This window comes from Vibrio sp. 2304 (genome assembly GCF_033339475.1).
In the GTDB taxonomy this organism is placed as follows: domain Bacteria; phylum Pseudomonadota; class Gammaproteobacteria; order Enterobacterales; family Vibrionaceae; genus Vibrio; species Vibrio alginolyticus.
This window is the reverse complement of sequence record NZ_JAWOUQ010000007.1, coordinates 153,519-171,247: the sequence shown is the minus strand read 5'-3', so window position 1 is coordinate 171,247 and position 17,729 is coordinate 153,519. Positions and strand designations below refer to the sequence as shown.

Below are 17,729 nucleotides of genomic sequence, written 5' to 3'. Positions count from 1 at the left end.
AGAGGATTAAACAAGTGGTAGTTTTGTAGAAATATCTATCGTAGAAGCAGCGATCAACAAGTGCTTTGCTTGGTCAAAAACCTCAGGCAAAAACACTATCAAATGAACCAAACAAAGAGGAGCACCAACTTAGTAAATGGTCTCCGAACGGAGCACGGCTTTGAATGTCATATCACGTTTGACCTTGTTTTGACTCACAGCGTTCCGGCGACGGAACGCGATTCAATTCTTGTATAGCGCCAAATGAAAAATTTATATTAGTATCCCCGATGATGATCGTTCAGGCCTTGATATATAGCACTAGCGATTAAATAACCTGTCAATCCAAATACAGACAGAGCATTAGTATGTAGTGCACCATTGAAGTAAGTAGTGATTAGAGATGAAATAAACACCACTACAAAAATTAAAAGCGCTATCTTGAAGCCCCAGTCAACAAAGAAGTCTATTGCAGGACCAAAGCTCAAAGCTAGGTTGTTATTCTCCATTACATTCTCAAGCCTTTTCACAAGCTTCTCCTAGTTTTCTTTATAGGGTTTTCGAATAGATTTTGGCGCTTTGGGTAGCCCGTTAAGCATATCTATATGAGCTTGTTTCTTACTATGCCCTAGCTCAACTTCCTCTGCAATTTGGTAGACTCTTACCTTGCTAAACCCCCACCGATTGGCTAGGTGTGCTGTAGTCCAACCTTTTCGTTTATAGCACTCAATGTATTCGTCTTTAGTCACGGTAACAAGAAACCTATCTTTGTAAAGTATGCTTAACTATATACGTTAAGCATACTTTACTCAACAACTCAAGATTTTTAGTCTTCGCGTTTCACTAATAACATACTAGAATCTGAGTATTCGTTTAGTTTGCACATAGGCCAGCTCTTAATAATTTCGTAATTTTTTCTGTTGATTTCTAAAGGTACTTCTATCATCACATCAATGAAATGTTTACTGTTATATGGAGTAGACTGCCGATGTAATACAATTTCTAACTTATCTTCGCGTGGGATTGCAGTACTTTTTACATAAACACTCGGAGACACAACAGCCTCTACCGCGGTCCGTTCTCTCAAAAATACTAGCAATTGCTCTTTAATGTCGCTCATTATTTTTTCTCTATTTATTAATAACTTAGGGTATACATTGTGTTTCTGTACACTCAGATATCTGACCATATACAGCGACAAAATCAACCTATAGATTCTGTTCGCACTGTATTTGACTTTTTTCATTAGGATTCTGTGATGAAAGCCTCAAATAAAAATGATAGCCTCAACATATCATTGATACCCATTAATTATCATTGACAGTCATCACCTGTTAATTGACAATGTGACTGTCAATTTTATGGAGAGTCACAATGTCATCAGTCACTGAATCCGTTTTGCAGAATTTGGAAAAAGCAAACGAGAGCGTAAGTCGTACCGAGTCAGAACGTCGAGCAAACATCCTTCAGCAATCGAAGGTTGTACTCGATGAACAGTTTGAAGTCAGCAAGGTCATTCTTAATCACTCAGTTCCACAAACCAAAATGAGCAAAATGTGTGGCTGGGACTCTGTCAACACGTTTAAGAAAAAGGAAGAAGATTGGGTGGAGCAAGGCTATCAACCACCTGAAATGATCCGTGGTAAGTATGCGTATTCGCCAGACTATATTCATGAAATTCTCGATTTAGCTGGTAAGCCAAAATGGTCTGATTTTAATCGTGGTACTCATATTATCAATGTACAGAACCAGAAAGGTGGTACAGGTAAGTCCATGACGACTATTAACCTGGCTCAGGCATTAGGTTTACAGCACCTTGAACGTATCCGCATTCTAATCATTGATTTAGATCCACAGGGTTCACTTAAATTGTTCGCTCAATCTAAGGAATACAAACAAAATGATCTGGACCAACTCACTGCCGTTGACATTATGACAGCGGATCTTGAGGGTAAAGATTCTCTATATCAAAATTTCGTGAATTATGGTTTAAGTCATGAGGATATTATTGATGAAGCAATCCTTAATACCTTCTTACCTAATGTTCGAATCATGCCAGCGTTTCCTGAGGATGAGCGATTTTCGTCTTTACATTGGCTCGGAGAAGAAAACCTAATTCCAAGATTAAAAGAACGAGTTATCGACCCTATTCGTAACCAATACGACTTAATCTTTATTGATACAGGACCTCAAATCAACCCGCTTACTTGGAGTGCACTGTACGCTTGTAATGGTTTGTTGGTACCAGTATCTCCAAAGGCTCTCGACTGGAGCTCCACAACTCAATTCTTGGATAATTTACCTAACCAGGTTCGAGCTTTGCCAGAAGGTTCAGAAGGTATTCGTTGGATTAAAATTGCCCGTACCAACGTCGAAGAAGAGAAAGACCGAGATACTGAGCTATCAAATCGTATCAAAGATGAGTACCGTTCCATGGTATTCAATAACTACATCATTCGCTCAAATGCTTTTGATACCGCAGCCAAAAATTATCGAACAGTACTAGATGTCGCTTCTAGCGAAGGTATTTGTATCCCTCGACAGCTACGTGACTCTAAGGACTCAGTAATTGATTTAGCAAATGAGCTTAAAGATCACTTAAAAGATATCGATTTATAAAGAGGGCACCATGTCAAGTCATAGAAGAAATGTCCAAGCTTATACACCAGGTGGTAATCGTACCTCGAAGTTATCATCAGATAGTGTTGCAATCACAACGAAAGAGGAGCAACTCCTTAACGAGGCAGCTCAAGCAGGAGTATCCGAACTAGAAATTGCGGTTGATGGCCAAGAAGTCTTGTTTCAACTGGTCGAAATTCCTTTTGATAAAATTGAAGCCGAAACATTCGTATCAGAGGATAATGTTCGAGATCAATCAATTATGTCTCGGCTGTCAGTTATAGATATTACCAACAAGATCTCTGATAAGGGTCAACTCTATCCCGGTCTTGCTATAAAACACACTGATTCACAAGGGGGTGTCACTTATGAAGTTATTGATGGCTCTCAACGCAGAAGCGGTTGTTTCTACAGTAAGCGCGGTTTTAAGATCTATGCTACAAGTCAAAATATTACACGCGAAAGTAAGCAGTCTTTATCTGAAGTAAGTAATACACATAGACCCATGTCTCTCTATGAGTTAGGTAAGCAATGGCTGAACCTCAAGAAAGAACAAGGTTTGAACAATATTCAGATTGCCACCGAGAAAGGCTATGACAAAAACTTAGTCTCAGCTGGTATAAAAGCGGCAGAGCTACCAAAATGGCTAATAGATGTCATTCCTAGTGTTCCTGATCTAGGAAGACCTTCAATAATTGAATTAGACAAGAAAATAACTAGCCTTTCTGATAAAGAAAAATCAGGCTTTGAAAATTTTTGCTCATCTTTATTAGAAGAGACAGAAAACCTAAGGCTTACAGCATTAAGCGCTAAACACGCCAACGCTCAAATCGTAAAAAAGATTCTGTCATACAGCTATGCCGAGCATGATGAGGATCAAGGGCAAGATGCATTGACAAAGCCAAAGAAACTTAAGAAGAAACTTGATAACGGCTCTGAAGTTCACGTAAAACATGACTCCTTGAAAGGTGAGTTCAGTTTCACAGTTAAAAATATAAGCGATGAGCAAAAGCAGCAGCTTGATCAGCTTTTAGGAGATTGGGGATTATCCATATAGTGTGGCGTTTATCTATCATGCTGAAAAATTGGGCATTTAACTGTTTATAGTGTCATTTTCTTTGAACTAAGCTGTAAACCTGTATATAATTCGCTTCGGAGTTAAATTGCCCCCAAGCGTTTATCTCTGTCCCCCTCTTACGCTTTTGCGTAGGAGGGGGTTCTTTTTTTCAAACCAGAAAATATACAACTCCCCCTCCCCTTATATCTTTACTTGATCAACTCCAAACTTGCGAAAATAAGCTTGTAGCCACAGAATTCTTTAGGCCAGTGTATCCTTTTACTGATATAAGTTACTCTTTTATCAACCTCAATGGCTTGTACTATTTTAAGAGAGTGATGAGAGCAAACCAATGGACTTGTATACTAATCGAACTTCAAAAAATGATTTCATTAAACATGGCATCACAGATCATATAGAAGATGGAATGGACTTATTCATTGCTTCAGCTTTTTTCACAGAGTTTGATGTTATAGATGAGGTCCTTGGAAAAGGATGTAATTTAAAAATCATTGTGCGACTTGGTTTTCCAACCTCACCATCTGCACTAGATAGATTACTAAACAATAATAAGGTTGAAGCTAGGTTCTTCACGACCAACTCATTCCATCCTAAGCTTTACATTTTTGGTGATAAGTCCATCTTGTTGGGTTCAGCGAATCTAACTCGATCCGCCATATATTCTAATCAAGAAGTTATGATTGGCATCCACCCGGAAGATCATAGATTTATAGAACTGCAAGAGTTATTCAGTGAATACTGGCGTGACGCAAAAGTGCTCAATAGAGATGCAGTCAAATGCTATCGGAGTATCTATAACAAGTACTATCATGCAAATAAACTATTAAATGACATGGAACACGATGTCATCGACACCATGGGGGATGTGAACTTCTCGAACATCAATCGCGGTAAAAAGAAAGCATCACAGAAGTCTATTTTCCAAGATACATACCAGCGTTCATATCAAGAATCAGTTAGTGCTTTTAATCGAATAGTAGAAATCTACAAAACCTTCGATAGAAAAGTTAACGGTGACTTAATACCATTAAGATTAGAAATTGACTCATTCTTCAGCTTTGTTCGCGACTTCTATGCCACTCAAGACACTTGGAAGCACCAACCTCTTGGATGGGATGAACAACAACGGTCTAAAACGGCAAAACTTATTAATGAATGGATGAATACAAAATGGGAACATTTTGAGGATCGCATTGTTCCGCATAATTATCCCCTTATAAAAAAAGTCCTCGGTTCAAAGGAAGCAATCATATCAGCTTCAATGATTGATATAGTTGAGGCACTTTGCATTCTGCACTCTTTCCATGACCGGTTTCGCTTCTACAAAGGTGGCCTCAATACATTAAAGGAGAGCTTTATGGGAAGTAATGAAGAACAGAGGGTAAAAAAGACTCTGATATACCTACTATACGGCACTGGAGACCCTGTAACACGTATGGCAAACTGCATATACGATAGTGAGTATAAGTTGAACCAATTCGGAAAATCTAATGTTCAGGAGCTAATTGGATGGATTAACAAAGAAGATTTGCCAGTCATCAACGGTAGGACAACTAAAGTACTAAGATACTTCGGCAACAAAGTTGTTCAAGTAAGTGAGTAACGAAAGTTATAGTTATTGACGCCTCACTTCTGTTGAAATGAGGCAATATGATATCCTAAAAACTACGCTACTTCTTCTACCTCTGCATCGGTCTCAATAAGTCTAATCATTTGCTCATATAAATTAGTCCGCTCAAAGTTCTCCTTTGTATATTTGCTTCGAAGATACTTCTCTACCCCTTTGACAGTTACATTTCTATCTGATGATAATGGTTGCTTAAACACTTGAGCCAGCAACTGGCAAAAGTCATGCCCATTCGCGGTCTGATATATACAATAACCAGCTTGATTTAACTCTACGTATTTATTGTATATGTCGATACAATGAGTTTGTTCTACTCTCGGACTTCTTCTGATTGCAGCTTCGATTAAGATTTGAATGTTTATTGACACATTAAAATCGTTAACCGTCACAGCTTCGCTAGTAAAGTAGTTCATACCTTTGAATCTCACATTCAAATTCAGCAACCTACAAGCGAGTTTTACAAGACCGATTTCATTACAGACGCTCATCAGATTACTCATTAATCTCTGACCAACTTCATCGATCTGCATCGGACCCAGAATATGATTTTGTGTATGTTCAGTTATAAAATCTGTGATAAATTCATCATGAAGCATCATAATTTCTGTATCATGCACGTCCGTCATAAATGTATCGTTGTAAGTCTTTTCTAGTACGTGGTCGAAGTCTGCATCGACTATACCGTAAACTTGATTAGAAATACGAGTCCTCAGCCTATCAACAGCTTCTATGACATCCGCCTTTCCACTTGCTGGAGTGCAGTAAAAGAACTCTGTATTTCTCAACACCATGTTAAACAGAGTAATATCGGAGTCGCCTTCAACAACAAATATAATCCTATTGCCTACGTGGTCAGTTTGGACCTGTAAAAGCAGAGCGCTAAATTTAGTTTCATCGCTACGTTCTCTGGTAGCATCTCTTAAACTCGACATAACTAGTTACTCTTTGCAATCACATGCTTGTCAAAGAGGTCAATTGAACTTTCCCACTCATCACCAATCACATCCGGTGAATGCGTTGTTACTATAAGCTGTGAGTAGTGATTAAACTTTGATATTTGAGAGAACTCATTAAGGAGGTCTTTCTGCCATGAAATGTGTAGAGATACCTCAGGTTCGTCTATCAAAATGATTGCACCATTTTCTGCTTTGAAAATTAGATCAAAGAAAATAGATACTTGGTTCTTCTCGCCTGAAGACAACTTTTCTAAAGGTATATTAGCACCAACATGATTGAAGAATGCGAAGCCGTATTCCGGGTTAACTGCTATAGTTTTAAATGAAAACTTTTTCTTCTCAATTAGCTTCGAGAACTCGCTCAAACGTCCTACAAAGTCTTCATGCAAAGATTCTTCATAGAATATTTCATCCAATTTATCACTCAAGTTAATGGTGTAGTCTGATACAAGGTTTAAGTCATTCAATTCGAGATACTTACTCGACTTTGGTAGCAATCCGAAACGAGTGTAAGGTGCTAACAGGTCTTGTAGGCCAACTATCCTCTCTTTCTGCATGTACGGTAATGCGTTATTTTGAACTTCGTGTGATTCTATTGAAATGCATGAAAATAAGTCATAAACCAACTGGTCAAGCTTGTGCAATTTACTTAGCGCAAACTTCATTTTATCTTCTAGAAACGCTCTTTGCTTTGTAATGATGCTATATGCTTCAGTTTCGTCATTCAGATGTACAGAATGGATAAGAATAGAAAAAGCTTTTCTGTAATCAAATACCTTTTCTTCAGACAAGTTTTGGGTTGAAGGAATGATGATCTTTTTTGTGTCATTAAGAAATGACTCGATCTGCATACCAGATTCTGAGTTGAAGTAACGGACAAGACCAAGATTGGTTTTCAGTTCGAATGTATCAAAACTTATTTTAGATAATTCTTTGTAGTTATTTGAGATAGCATTATGAATCAATTTGAGAAGCATAGTCTTACCATAGCCATTGGGGCCTGTAATAACCACATGATCGGACTCTGGAAGTTCAATGTCATAGTTTAAAAAACCAAACAGATTCTTAACTGTAATTTTTTCTATTCTTAGGAACATTTTGTAGTATTTTTATTGAAAATTATGTCGCATTGTACCATTAGAGGTAATGTCGTAAAGTGCATATTGATTCTGGGTATTTCTGTTTCTGTGGGTTATTCAGTGATTTATGGGTAATGACCAAAGACCAACGTAGCTTGAATAGTAAAGATTTATTAGTCTGAACTCGTTACTTTATCTAGACGATTTATATCCACATTCTTAACCAAAGCATCTGCATCAAATATCAATTGATTTTTTTCATTAACTTTTGGTCTGAATAAAACTAGTACTTTACCAAACTCCCCTTCTGCCTCAGCTGTTAAGGTCGTATTTCCTGAACTATCAACCAAGTAGTTTGTTGAGTCTGAATCCAACCTTCCAATTCGGCCATTCACGTGAATAATTCCAACGTCATAGTCTCTTGATGACAAACTCTCGGAAAAATACTTTTTTAACTCTTCAGGGTTATCCAATATAGATTCAGGGTCATCAACGTACGCACTTGCAACCTTAAGTTCTATATTCTGTTTATTATGAATTGATGTATAATCCGGCCCATTTGGAGTATTTGAAATGCCAGGGCTAACATATAAGCCCACAATTGCCCAAATTGCTGAACATGATGTAACTATTGCTCCTCCACCTTTTGATGAAACCTTGAGATTGTTCCATTCGATTAGTTGCTCCTCTTCCTTTAACGAGGCGCCTCTTTTGAAAATTTTATAACCAAAGTACGCAACGAAAGAACCAATAGAGAAACACAGAAGCATCCCTATACCGTTAAAGACAATAATACCCAATCCTGTCGGAGGACATTAAAGTTTGAAACTTTTCTATTTCCGAAGTGCGTTACTATCGTGGCTAAAAGAACCCAATACTGACAATAAAGATCGACACTTAGATTCAATCAATGTGGCTATCCAACGAAAGTGTGACAACAAAGTTTGAAACTCGCTTTTGGACAGAAATGAGTTAGAGCCGACCAACGGCTCTGTGCCATTTGCGGACGTTGTTAACGCCTAGGTCACATGCTGCGCAAACTAAGGCACGAAGAGTTTGCTAAACTGCCGAAGGCAGAGCAAACCGAGTGACGTGTTAGCAGTCATGTGCACCGACTTGTTAGATTTCATTTAAAGAGTTAATGCCCTGTTCATGTAGTTTATTTAAACCATCTTTCATTGCTTTAACTTGCTCTATTGAATGACCCTGCCAGCTTGATACTTCACCTACAACTTTAAATGAATGGATTGAACGATATGACATAGTTGGATTCCCTGGGAACTTTCTATCCGTTAGGTCAGGATCATTTTCAATTGGACCTGTTGGCTCAACCAAATAAATTCTTTCGCGACCATTACCTAGGGCAAGCTCTGCTCCCCAAATGGCAGCATCTAGTGTAGCTGTCAAAAATATATACTTAGCCTTATTATTTTGTCCAAAATTTGAATTAAACCCTGTTTCTATAAGATCTCCCAATTTAAGATCTGCTTTGGTTCCATGAAAAAACGTTTGAGAAAAAGGTTTTGCATTTTTTTGGGCATTCTCAGTCATATCTTTTTTCCTAGTTATGGTTTTTATACTAAATATTGCGAAATTATAGCTAACATGAAATCTAACGTTTTAGTATTTATTTACACATGAGTGTAAATAAATCATTTGTTGAACGGACGGCGACTTGTGAATCACTGTATTGGAATCATTTATGCTAATGGAATTTGCTTTTTTAAGCCTGAGGATGATTGATGACGTTATCCGATTTATCTTCATCATTGCATTCCATTGTCACTGTCGTTCAGTCGATTAATGGTCTTAATTTACGTTACTTTTCTGGTTAATTGCAAGTGTATTTTTTACACACGCAAGCGCCAGTCTATCAGGCGGCATTCAGTCTAATATTTGCGTAAATGGTTTGACGTCATCATTGTTTAACTTGAATCCAATCCTCTTATCTGTTGCGTTAAGGGGAGCACGATAGCGACGAATATCAATTGCCCTTGATGGCAGTGCGAGCAAACCCAATGCAGTTTGGTTTCCACGTTATCCATGGCGATTTTATCGGTTAAATCACGGCACTGTGCTCGAATGAGGGGGATGCGCTTGTTACGACAAGCATTGGCTAAAAAGCCATAATGGCGAATACGCATAAAGCCTTTAGGCAGGACATGTTGTAAATAGCGCCGAATGAACTCATCCATACTTAAGGTCATGAATTTGGTTTTATTGTTGTCACGATAATCCTTGTAACGAAAGCGCACACGACTGGCGTTATAGTTCACTAATCGTGATTCAGATAAGGCACCTTTGCGGGTATAACGTGCAAGATAGTGCAAGAGTTGATGTGGGTAGACACAGGCTTTGCTGTACACGCACCAAGTGGCGGGTAATGACGGTAGCGCTATGGATTGTGCCTTGAGTGCCGCTATCATTTTACCTCGAAACACAGTGGATAAAGCCTTAACAGGATAGAGATAACCTTTAGTGATAGGTTGCCACTGCGATTGTCGATTGAGGCTACCTGCGGGGATTAAACAATGCACATGAATATGTTGGCTGAGGTTTTGCCCCCAAGTATGCAACACACAAGTCATGCCGAGTTGACCCTGATGACGATGGGCAGCGAATGTCATGAGTGTTTGCCAAAGGCTCTTAAATAAACAGTGATAAAGCACGTTAGGTGCATAGTGTGCGATTAGGTTAAGTTCATGCGGTAAGGTAAACACTAAGTGAAAGTAAGGGCAAGGTAGCAGTGACATCGCTTGTTTGGCAATCCAAGCTTGCGTGGCTTGTCCTTGGCAGCGAGGACAATGCCGGTCTCTGCAACTACAACTAAATTGCTCCTCATGACCACACTGGTCACAACGCCACTGTTGATAACCGAGTTGTCCTGTTCTACACGCCAAGATATGTGCACACACTTGATATTGTTGACGGGTTAATCGGTGCTGTTGTTGGTAATGCGGTAATCCTTGGCTGAGAATATCCGCCAGATGAAGCGGTGGCATGCGTTACTGCAAGTTGGCTAGTAAATCAACGCCCCCATGCCCAAGCTCTGGCAACCAATGCAGATAGCACTCGGTCGTTTTAATGCTGCGATGCCCAAGCTGGTGCTGTAATTGATGCAACGGCATCCCTGCCTCTAATTGATGCGTGGCATAGGCATGGCGTAACTGATGCGCGTTCACTTTATCCTTAAGCCCAAGCTGTGCGGCGATTTTTTTCAGTGCCTTCGTATAGGTGGAGCTACTGAGAGGTTGGGAGGCTAACCAGCGAGAATAGAACAGCCACTCTTTGGGGTGATAGGCTTGCCAGTACACGTGGAGTTGATGCAATACCGTCTCAGGAATCACCACATAACGAGACTGGTTGCCCTTGCCGTGTTCAATAAAGGCCGTTTTACGTTGCCCATCAATCTGTGCCACTTTGAGGTGGGTTAATTCATTTAAGCGTAATCCACAGCCATAACTGAGCATTATCATGGTTTTTAAACGTAAATCTTGGCAATGGTGAATCAGTAAGTGGATATCTTGTCGGCTTAAATATTGGGGTGGCTTATGCCGTTGCTTGGGTAAAGTGATGGCTAATTGCAACGGCCGGTGGAGTATGTGTTTGAATAAGAAGAGGACACTATTAATTTGCACCAATTGGCTCGCTCGGGTTAATCGGCGCACCTCAGGCTCATTAAAATAGTGATTCAATTCCGCATCCGTGACTTGCGCTAAGGATTTACTGAAATAGTTCTCAATGCGCTGTAAGCAACCACAGTAGGTCTCGCGAGTTCGTTGTGAATAGCCCATGAGTTCAATTTCAGTGGCGACTTGTTCAATGAGAGAGTTCATTGTTACCTCCAGATTAATGGGTTAAATCTCAAGGTAAGTGTGGTCGTTGATTGGGATGTTTGCGACTCCGCGCAGCGGCTTAGTTCAACAATTTAATAGTGTGCAAATCGCGCATATTTCTACCACGTAATAGCTCACTTTTCTGGTTCATACGTTTTTATCAAATTAGCTAACCTTTTGCTAGCTATGAAAATATTTGAAAGTTAATGACGTGGTCTAAGGACAAAAATGCGCAAATTGCTCATTTACCTGAATATGGGGGAAGTTTGTTGATTTTGGATATAAAAACGGTATCAGCTGAACATTTTTCACCGTCCGCTGATCGCTCATTTGCGACGCTCGACTAGACTTGTTTTGGGGCATAAATGTGTTGACTCGTTTTTTTGTAAGAGCCTCTTGCAAAATTGGGCAGTGGGATTTGTCCAGCAGCCTGTTGGTCAATTGCGAAACAATTTGCTTCACAAATGAGCTGTCCTGAATTTAGTCAACAGCCTGTTGACCAAATTATTCTTATGAAGGTTTACTGCGTTCTAAACACGTTTAGGAGCAGAAATGAGCCGTTTAAGTAACCTCAAGCCAAAGCTTAATGTAATGAGAATAAGGAAAACGACTATGAACATAAATATTGGCTTGTAGAAATTAAACGGTTCTTCAGTACGGAAAAAGTACTGATAGATACTATCTCCAGCAGCAATGCCTAATGCGATATAGCACTTATCGGCAACTTCCTTTGTCATATATCCTCCTTCGCATATAACGCATTTTATACGGCTTTTCATAGTCCTATCATGCAGCCTTTTCAATCACAGTTCAATTAATAATCAATAGTTTAATGAGATGTTATCGGTATTAGATTGCAAAATGACGTATGATTTTTAAAAAGCTTACTTCGACACTTCCTCGAATAACTACAAGTAAGGCAAACGTACAATCACAAATTGTGAGTAGACTTTCGCGCAGAGAAGGAATGGGGCAAAATCGTCTCAGAGAAGAAGGCAAACTACGACAAATGGCACCGAAAAGTTTCGTACTTTATTGTCATAGTTCTAATCTTTATTGTTCGAGTTTCAAACTTTGTTGTCCACCGACAAATCCTTCCATGGATCTCCCTTATCTTAATTTTACTATTATTTTGTTAATTCATCTAAACAAGCTTAGATCATTCTTGTATCAACAGAGCTCAAACTTAGATTCTTTTTTCTTAGGCTCACCTTACATTCTGTTTACTTATGAACTATTAGTTATTCCGAAAGTATTTATCTGTATTCATTAATTCGTATCGGCAAGTGAGCTTTTTCTAAGGAGTATTTTGTGGCTACCATTCATTCAAACGCATTTGAATTTAATCTCGATGGCTTAACTAATATCAATTTCATAGAACAATCCCACTGTATCACCCATGGTCAACCTTATGATGGAGTCCGTTGCTACAACGCTTGTCACAAGGAGCCAGCAAAATTGGTTGTACTTGCTGGCAGGAAGGGGTCACATGAAGTTTCTAACTGGCTAGTGTCAAATGTAAATTGGCCCAAAGAAAACGGCCTAGGAGGTGCAATAGCAGATACCTATATGGATGACATTCCACGTAAACTCAATTTTGCCATTCGTGGTTGTATCATACTCACCATCTTCGGTATTGAGTACACAATCGAAGACATTGTCCTCGCACAAGGTAAGTCTGGTGCTTACAACAACTGGTGGCTTGGTTCGAGCTCAATGATAAAGATAAAGGCAGAAAACATGACAGATTCATATGCTCAGGAGCTGTCCGAAATGGCCAACAAGTTGATTATGGCAGGACTATCTAAGAGTTTCGCTAGAGCAATCAATGCTATCGGCATTGGAATATACAAATTAACAAAACCACATAAAGTGGGTCGTTGTCTAATTGGGTGCACGAATGACCAATTCGATAAAAGTAAGTCCGTGGTTTTCATAAGTATGAAAAACAGTTCGGCTGATGCAACTATGATGGGTACTTACGCGCTTGATTCTGAAAAATTGTAGTATTTAAAACACTTTAGATTAAGAATATACATTGTATATTCTAATACTTTTTTTTTGAACAACCATGTTGATTAATAGTTAATCAAGAGTTCTGGAACACTATGCCAGATGGATATCTGAGTAATATACACTGTATACTATTTTAACAAATAGCTCCCTTTAAAATATACAGTGTATATTTACAATGTGACATCAATACTGGTCCCATTAGAATATACACTGTATATCACCCCAAAAATTCACATCACTTAAGCGTATTGATTAACTTAATTAAACTATCTGGGTCAGAGGTGTAGAGCGATACCAGCTCCTTTTTACTTAGGTTAGTTAGTATCTTGGCTATCAAATCCTGGTTAGTATTGGTTACTAGGTTCTGAACCTTAAACTCTGAATACCCCATAACCATCGCAACATACAAGTGCCTGTTTTCCTTAAACCACTTCCAATAGGCAGACTTAGAGAAGCCTTCATCTACAAGTCGATCTGGAGCACTAGGCAATCCTAGTTCGGCGTTAACCTCTTTTATGGTTTCCAATTCCACCAGCCTGTTGACAAATAGCTTTAGTTCATCGTAATCATTACAGTAGTTGAATGCATTATCCAACATGAAAGCCTGTTTCGGCTTTGATTTCTGCCACAGTTTTATTGTGCTTTCACTCTGTTTAAACGCTTCAGCTAAGAGAGATAAATCGTTTTTATAGTCATAAGTAAACATAATTGTTTTATAGATTTAATAGTGATTCGAGTAAGGGTTTTGGCGTTACATTTCTTGTAGAACGTTTAGTTACTTTTGTCGTATGCATATTACTATCGACTCGATCAGGAGAAATTGTAACATTCGTATTTACTGGCATTGTACATAAATCCGTTGATAGAGATAGACGCTGTTCGAGTGAAAACTTTGATATTGTTTCACGAAGAGAAAATCTCTTTATATCTTCAATTTGAGCTTTAAACCACTCGAGGGTGATAAGAGCCTCAGATAGGTTTGACTCATATTCTCCCAACCGAGTTAAGTAGTTTTCTACGCTTGGGTTAAATGAAGCTAGAAAATCTTGTTTGTCTAAGTTAATCACATTTGAGGCTGGTGTTTCGATATTACTTAGTCGCGTGTATAGAGCTGCATTCAGATTTCTCAATTCAGTTTTTAGACAAAGATATTCCTCTGAACTTTTATACTTAAAAACATCGTCAAATTTCAAGTTAGATAGGTCTTTAGATACCTTAGCGATTTTTGAAACTGTTTCACTATCAATACTATTAATGGCATTTGAATACACTCCTTTAAGTGCCCAGTTCATCGCAATAGATTGCTCTAGTACTGAAACAACTGAGTTTAGCTGTTCGATTGTAAAGTGTGTAATTTCCTTCTTAATAGATGGCTTAGCATTCAGTTCTGTTAGTTGGTTAGTAGAGAGAGAACTTTTGTAGAACTCTTCAATCGATTTGAACGAGTCTGAGCTTAATAAAGACCAGCACTTTAATGTTCGATGAATCTGAGGCTGATTATCGGTCAAGAATAGTGTGGGATTGTTTAGCTTGACAGTTGATTCACCAAATCGAGCCAGGTATTTCTTCAATCTATCACAGTGATTCCTTAATCTACTCTCACAGCCTTCCAACGGCCTAGACAGTTGCAGCTTTATTTTGTGTCTTATTGCGTTTCTACGCTCCCGAACATGAAGTAATAGCTTAGCTTTATCGATCCTATGCTTTTGCATAGAAACCATAAAAGGCAATTGTTTTAGTTCTGATGCATTCATGTCTTGGTAGTCGAAACAACCAAGTTCTGACAGTAACTCTGTTCTCTTGGCTATGTCGAGGAATGTCGGGTAGTACTTTAACGATATCCTAACGGCCCCTGTCTCTACCATAGAACGTGCCACAGCTCCTAATTGCGTGGACCGTACTGATTGTTTTCTATTAGAGAGAGACAATCTACGTCTTCTTATGTTCTGAATGAGTGCAAGATCATGTTCAGCTTTAATTCTTTCGTAAGGTTGGGTTAAGTGCCACTGACTGAGAGTTCTTTCATTAACTACAATATTTAACTTGTCGCCTAGAGCGGCATTAGGGTCAATATAATGTGCTGGTGTAAAAACATCTTTAACTTCTTCGCCCAAGAGATCGATGTCAGGGTGAAGCACTCTATGATTATCTGCATGCGCATAGTGAAGTCTTGGATTTGTTTCAAGATTATAGAAAGAGAGTCTTGTTGTTCCCTTAGTAAGTTTACCTGATCTAATTTTTGCTACACGTTTTGTGAAATCTAATGAAGGTTTAACTTTTCGAGCCTTTTCCTGGTATTGGATATCAGTAACATGCGATAGATAGGGTATAGAAAGCTTGGTGTTTATCTTTCCACCGCCAAACATAGAACTAAAGGATGCATAAATCACTTTCGTAGCTTCTTGGATAGAACTAAATTCAATGCTACTAATTTGCTCATCAATTTCGTTATACCAATTTAGTGCTTTTTTGTTTGCATAACCCTTAAGTAGACTAGTTTTAAAGTACTCTGAAAATGCACTAGAAGCTTTACGTCCATTACACTCCAACTTGATTACCTTATCAGAGTTACTTGAAATCAAATCAAAGAGTTCAACTCTCTCAGCATTGACCATCACTGAAATCCTTCCTAAGAGATCACAATGTTTAGATCGAGAAGTGTCCTGGCTGATTGGTTCCAGCTTTAAATTATGAGCAATACTCACTTTTACAGGTAACTGTGTTTTAGGGAGGATCTTCGTGGTGCAGTTAAAATCGCTTTCATTCAAATCGCTCGCATCTATTGGACGCTCCCAGTAGCTAAGAAAGGACTTATGATTATCAATAAACCGCACTGGGTCATTGTCAACATTAAGAGTTTTCATTAATACGGCTTCAGGTAATTTCGATGAGTTAATGCTGATTTTTCCATGAATAGATTCGTACTCTGCATTACTTTTAGGATAAGGAATCCAGCCATTACCTCTCAAAAGTTCATTCCAGATAACCAAAGGTCTATAGGGAAGGGCATTTACTCCATCTAGACTCCATCTAAACGAAAGATAAGCAGCATGCTTTTCAGAAAAAATGTTTATTAAGGGTTTCTGGGCCTCTTGAATGTACATATCAAGAAATGCTCTTCTGGCTTTAGCGTTCAAGCTTCTATCATTTTTGATGTCTATAACGCCTTCATGTTGGTCGACGTACCCACTTTTATATAGTCGTTTGAACTCTTCAGCTTTTTTAGATGACTCAATTGAAATTTGAGCAAAATACCTAACCAACTTTTCTAAATACTTTACTTTTAGAACGTTCGGCTGAAATGCTACTCGTTGATATGCTGCAAAATCGATAGCTTTGGCATGCATCATTCTCGCATCCATATTGCAACTCAGCTGAAACATGAAATCTCTAATGCGCAGAACCTCTTCCTGTAAAAACACTTTCCATCGAGTATGTTTAGCTAGTGAGTTTTGGGTTTTATCGTGTTGAACCATTGTGCATAGTGTGCATCCAAATCGACTAGATCCATTGCAACCATTTGAATTCTTTTGTCCTACTGCAATCTCACAGACATCAGAAGAAGCATTCCCATAAATGGCCAAAAGCAGGGCGAAATCAGAAAGGAAGCCGGGAAGGGGAGGGAGCCCAGCTAAACTACGAGTAAGAGGCTTAGCTCCAGAAAGTTCTAAGGAAGTGAAAACCTCTTGGGTAGACCAGTCACGTATTGGAGCGTATAGAAACAGTGGGTAGCCTGTATTTAAGTCAGACTCTTTCATCTCTTTCAATAAATCACTTATAGACTTATCACTGGTTCCCTGAATAACCATATTACCTTTTCGCTTTGTACTCTCGTTGTTTCTTTGCCCTGTAGCGCAAATCACATCAAAACGGGTGTATTGCTGTAGTTCTTCGTCTGATTTAAAGCGGTCCAATAGGTTTTTTAAATATCTTTCGCTAGGAACAATTTTGAGAATAGAGCTGCAGTCACTATTACGTTGTGCATTTGGTATTAGCTTATTACTAGTCAGGTATTTGTTCGCGTACTCTTCATGAAATGACGGAGTGACAATATCGTAGTAAACGTTAATATCGTTATCTTTTGCATAGTCAATAAACTTAGATTTAACCCACCTGGTGTACATAACCATTGGAAGTGATTCCGAAAGAGTGTCAACCGTTGAAACAATTAAGGGGCGAGTTTTTTCGATCCAACCATTTTGAATACAAACTCGATAAGCTTCAGAAGCAGCATTCAAAACTGTGCTGGAGTCTTTACCCATACTGCAAGGAACAAACACTAGCGAATCACTAGATCGCAAAATCGTTATAAACTCTTCTACAACCGCATTGAACTTGAAGCTAACACTCTCGTGCAAAGCCACCAATTCGTTTTCTATTAGGTTTGTTGTTTCAAAAATATTAACCATTGGCTGAACCATTACTAAAGACCGACAACTATATAATACCATATTTAAACACACTTTATAGACTTAAATATACTTAGTGCACTTTTTTGTGCACATATATTGAAGGAGGTGTATTTATATGGTATTTTAC

15 protein-coding genes are annotated in these 17,729 nt (G+C 38.6%); 4 read left to right on the top strand and 11 right to left on the bottom strand.

Translation table 11 applies throughout. The annotated features are described in order from the left end of the window. Positions 1 to 257: 257 nt before the first annotated feature. Positions 258 to 509 (bottom strand): hypothetical protein, encoded by a 252-nt coding sequence (locus R7P64_RS15695; protein ID WP_025633956.1) that lies wholly within the window; start codon positions 507 to 509, stop codon positions 258 to 260. 296 nt (positions 510 to 805) lie between these two features. Beyond that, entirely contained in the window at positions 806 to 1,099 is a 294-nt protein-coding gene (locus R7P64_RS15690; RefSeq protein WP_025633953.1) for a hypothetical protein, read from the bottom strand. Positions 1,100 to 1,353: 254 nt separating this feature from the next. Between R7P64_RS15690 and R7P64_RS15685 the strand changes: the two genes are divergently transcribed. From R7P64_RS15685 to R7P64_RS15675, 3 genes are all read left to right on the top strand, one after another. Further along, positions 1,354 to 2,598 carry a ParA family protein gene (locus tag R7P64_RS15685; RefSeq protein WP_025633952.1) on the top strand — a complete coding sequence of 415 codons (1,245 nt, stop codon included), beginning with the start codon at positions 1,354 to 1,356 and terminating at the stop codon, positions 2,596 to 2,598. Positions 2,599 to 2,608: 10 nt separating this feature from the next. Beyond that, positions 2,609 to 3,655 carry a ParB N-terminal domain-containing protein gene (locus tag R7P64_RS15680; RefSeq protein WP_025633951.1) on the top strand — a complete coding sequence of 349 codons (1,047 nt, stop codon included), beginning with the start codon at positions 2,609 to 2,611 and terminating at the stop codon, positions 3,653 to 3,655. Positions 3,656 to 4,007: 352 nt separating this feature from the next. Beyond that, a complete protein-coding gene (locus R7P64_RS15675) occupies positions 4,008 to 5,279 on the top strand; it encodes a phospholipase D family protein (RefSeq protein ID WP_077284325.1) in 1,272 nt (423 codons plus the stop codon). A 62-nt stretch (positions 5,280 to 5,341) separates the two neighbouring features. Here the strand turns inward: R7P64_RS15675 and R7P64_RS15670 are convergent, their stop codons facing one another. From R7P64_RS15670 to R7P64_RS15640, 7 genes are all read right to left on the bottom strand, one after another. Further along, positions 5,342 to 6,235, bottom strand: a complete 894-nt coding sequence (locus R7P64_RS15670) for a DUF4435 domain-containing protein (RefSeq protein ID WP_077284327.1) — start codon at positions 6,233 to 6,235, stop codon at positions 5,342 to 5,344. A gap of 2 nt (positions 6,236 to 6,237) precedes the next feature. After that, positions 6,238 to 7,356: an AAA family ATPase gene (locus R7P64_RS15665; RefSeq protein ID WP_042776222.1), complete on the bottom strand. Its 1,119-nt coding sequence runs from the start codon at positions 7,354 to 7,356 to the stop codon at positions 6,238 to 6,240. A 155-nt stretch (positions 7,357 to 7,511) separates the two neighbouring features. Next, positions 7,512 to 8,108, bottom strand: coding sequence for a hypothetical protein (locus R7P64_RS15660; protein WP_318123686.1), 597 nt, complete (start codon positions 8,106 to 8,108; stop codon positions 7,512 to 7,514). 349 nt (positions 8,109 to 8,457) lie between these two features. Continuing rightward, positions 8,458 to 8,889, bottom strand: a complete 432-nt coding sequence (arr, locus tag R7P64_RS15655) for an NAD(+)--rifampin ADP-ribosyltransferase (RefSeq protein ID WP_077202317.1) — start codon at positions 8,887 to 8,889, stop codon at positions 8,458 to 8,460. A 374-nt stretch (positions 8,890 to 9,263) separates the two neighbouring features. Next, complete coding sequence (locus R7P64_RS15650; RefSeq protein ID WP_077202318.1) at positions 9,264 to 10,340, bottom strand: IS91 family transposase; 1,077 nt, start codon at positions 10,338 to 10,340, stop codon at positions 9,264 to 9,266. 3 nt (positions 10,341 to 10,343) lie between these two features. Then, positions 10,344 to 11,174 (bottom strand): tyrosine-type recombinase/integrase, encoded by an 831-nt coding sequence (locus R7P64_RS15645; protein WP_077202319.1) that lies wholly within the window; start codon positions 11,172 to 11,174, stop codon positions 10,344 to 10,346. Positions 11,175 to 11,704: 530 nt separating this feature from the next. Beyond that, complete coding sequence (locus R7P64_RS15640; RefSeq protein ID WP_077202320.1) at positions 11,705 to 11,911, bottom strand: hypothetical protein; 207 nt, start codon at positions 11,909 to 11,911, stop codon at positions 11,705 to 11,707. Positions 11,912 to 12,485: 574 nt separating this feature from the next. Here R7P64_RS15640 and R7P64_RS15635 point away from each other — a divergent pair. Continuing rightward, positions 12,486 to 13,181, top strand: coding sequence for a hypothetical protein (locus R7P64_RS15635; protein WP_025633943.1), 696 nt, complete (start codon positions 12,486 to 12,488; stop codon positions 13,179 to 13,181). A gap of 244 nt (positions 13,182 to 13,425) precedes the next feature. Here the strand turns inward: R7P64_RS15635 and R7P64_RS15630 are convergent, their stop codons facing one another. Together R7P64_RS15630 and R7P64_RS15625 are read right to left on the bottom strand one after the other, a co-directional pair. Beyond that, entirely contained in the window at positions 13,426 to 13,896 is a 471-nt protein-coding gene (locus tag R7P64_RS15630) for a hypothetical protein (RefSeq protein ID WP_025633942.1), read from the bottom strand. A 7-nt stretch (positions 13,897 to 13,903) separates the two neighbouring features. Beyond that, the gene (locus tag R7P64_RS15625; protein WP_139351517.1) at positions 13,904 to 17,611 is read right to left on the bottom strand and encodes a hypothetical protein; all 3,708 of its coding nucleotides are present in this window, start codon (positions 17,609 to 17,611) and stop codon (positions 13,904 to 13,906) included. Between the last annotated feature and the right edge of the window lie 118 nt (positions 17,612 to 17,729).

Bases quoted from the DNA above. Each gene is read 5' to 3' on its own strand.
- R7P64_RS15685 (WP_025633952.1), top strand. From the start codon at position 1,354: ATGTCATCAGTCACTGAATCCGTTTTGCAGAATTTGGAAAAAGCAAAC.
- R7P64_RS15670 (WP_077284327.1), bottom strand. From the start codon at position 6,235: ATGTCGAGTTTAAGAGATGCTACCAGAGAACGTAGCGATGAAACTAAA.
- R7P64_RS15660 (WP_318123686.1), bottom strand. From the start codon at position 8,108: ATGCTTCTGTGTTTCTCTATTGGTTCTTTCGTTGCGTACTTTGGTTAT.
- arr (WP_077202317.1), bottom strand. From the start codon at position 8,889: ATGACTGAGAATGCCCAAAAAAATGCAAAACCTTTTTCTCAAACGTTT.
- R7P64_RS15650 (WP_077202318.1), bottom strand. From the start codon at position 10,340: ATGCCACCGCTTCATCTGGCGGATATTCTCAGCCAAGGATTACCGCAT.
- R7P64_RS15645 (WP_077202319.1), bottom strand. From the start codon at position 11,174: ATGAACTCTCTCATTGAACAAGTCGCCACTGAAATTGAACTCATGGGC.
- R7P64_RS15640 (WP_077202320.1), bottom strand. From the start codon at position 11,911: ATGACAAAGGAAGTTGCCGATAAGTGCTATATCGCATTAGGCATTGCT.
- R7P64_RS15690 (WP_025633953.1), bottom strand. From the start codon at position 1,099: ATGAGCGACATTAAAGAGCAATTGCTAGTATTTTTGAGAGAACGGACC.
- R7P64_RS15630 (WP_025633942.1), bottom strand. From the start codon at position 13,896: ATGTTTACTTATGACTATAAAAACGATTTATCTCTCTTAGCTGAAGCG.
- R7P64_RS15625 (WP_139351517.1), bottom strand. From the start codon at position 17,611: ATGGTTCAGCCAATGGTTAATATTTTTGAAACAACAAACCTAATAGAA.
- R7P64_RS15675 (WP_077284325.1), top strand. From the start codon at position 4,008: ATGGACTTGTATACTAATCGAACTTCAAAAAATGATTTCATTAAACAT.
- R7P64_RS15665 (WP_042776222.1), bottom strand. From the start codon at position 7,356: ATGTTCCTAAGAATAGAAAAAATTACAGTTAAGAATCTGTTTGGTTTT.
- R7P64_RS15680 (WP_025633951.1), top strand. From the start codon at position 2,609: ATGTCAAGTCATAGAAGAAATGTCCAAGCTTATACACCAGGTGGTAAT.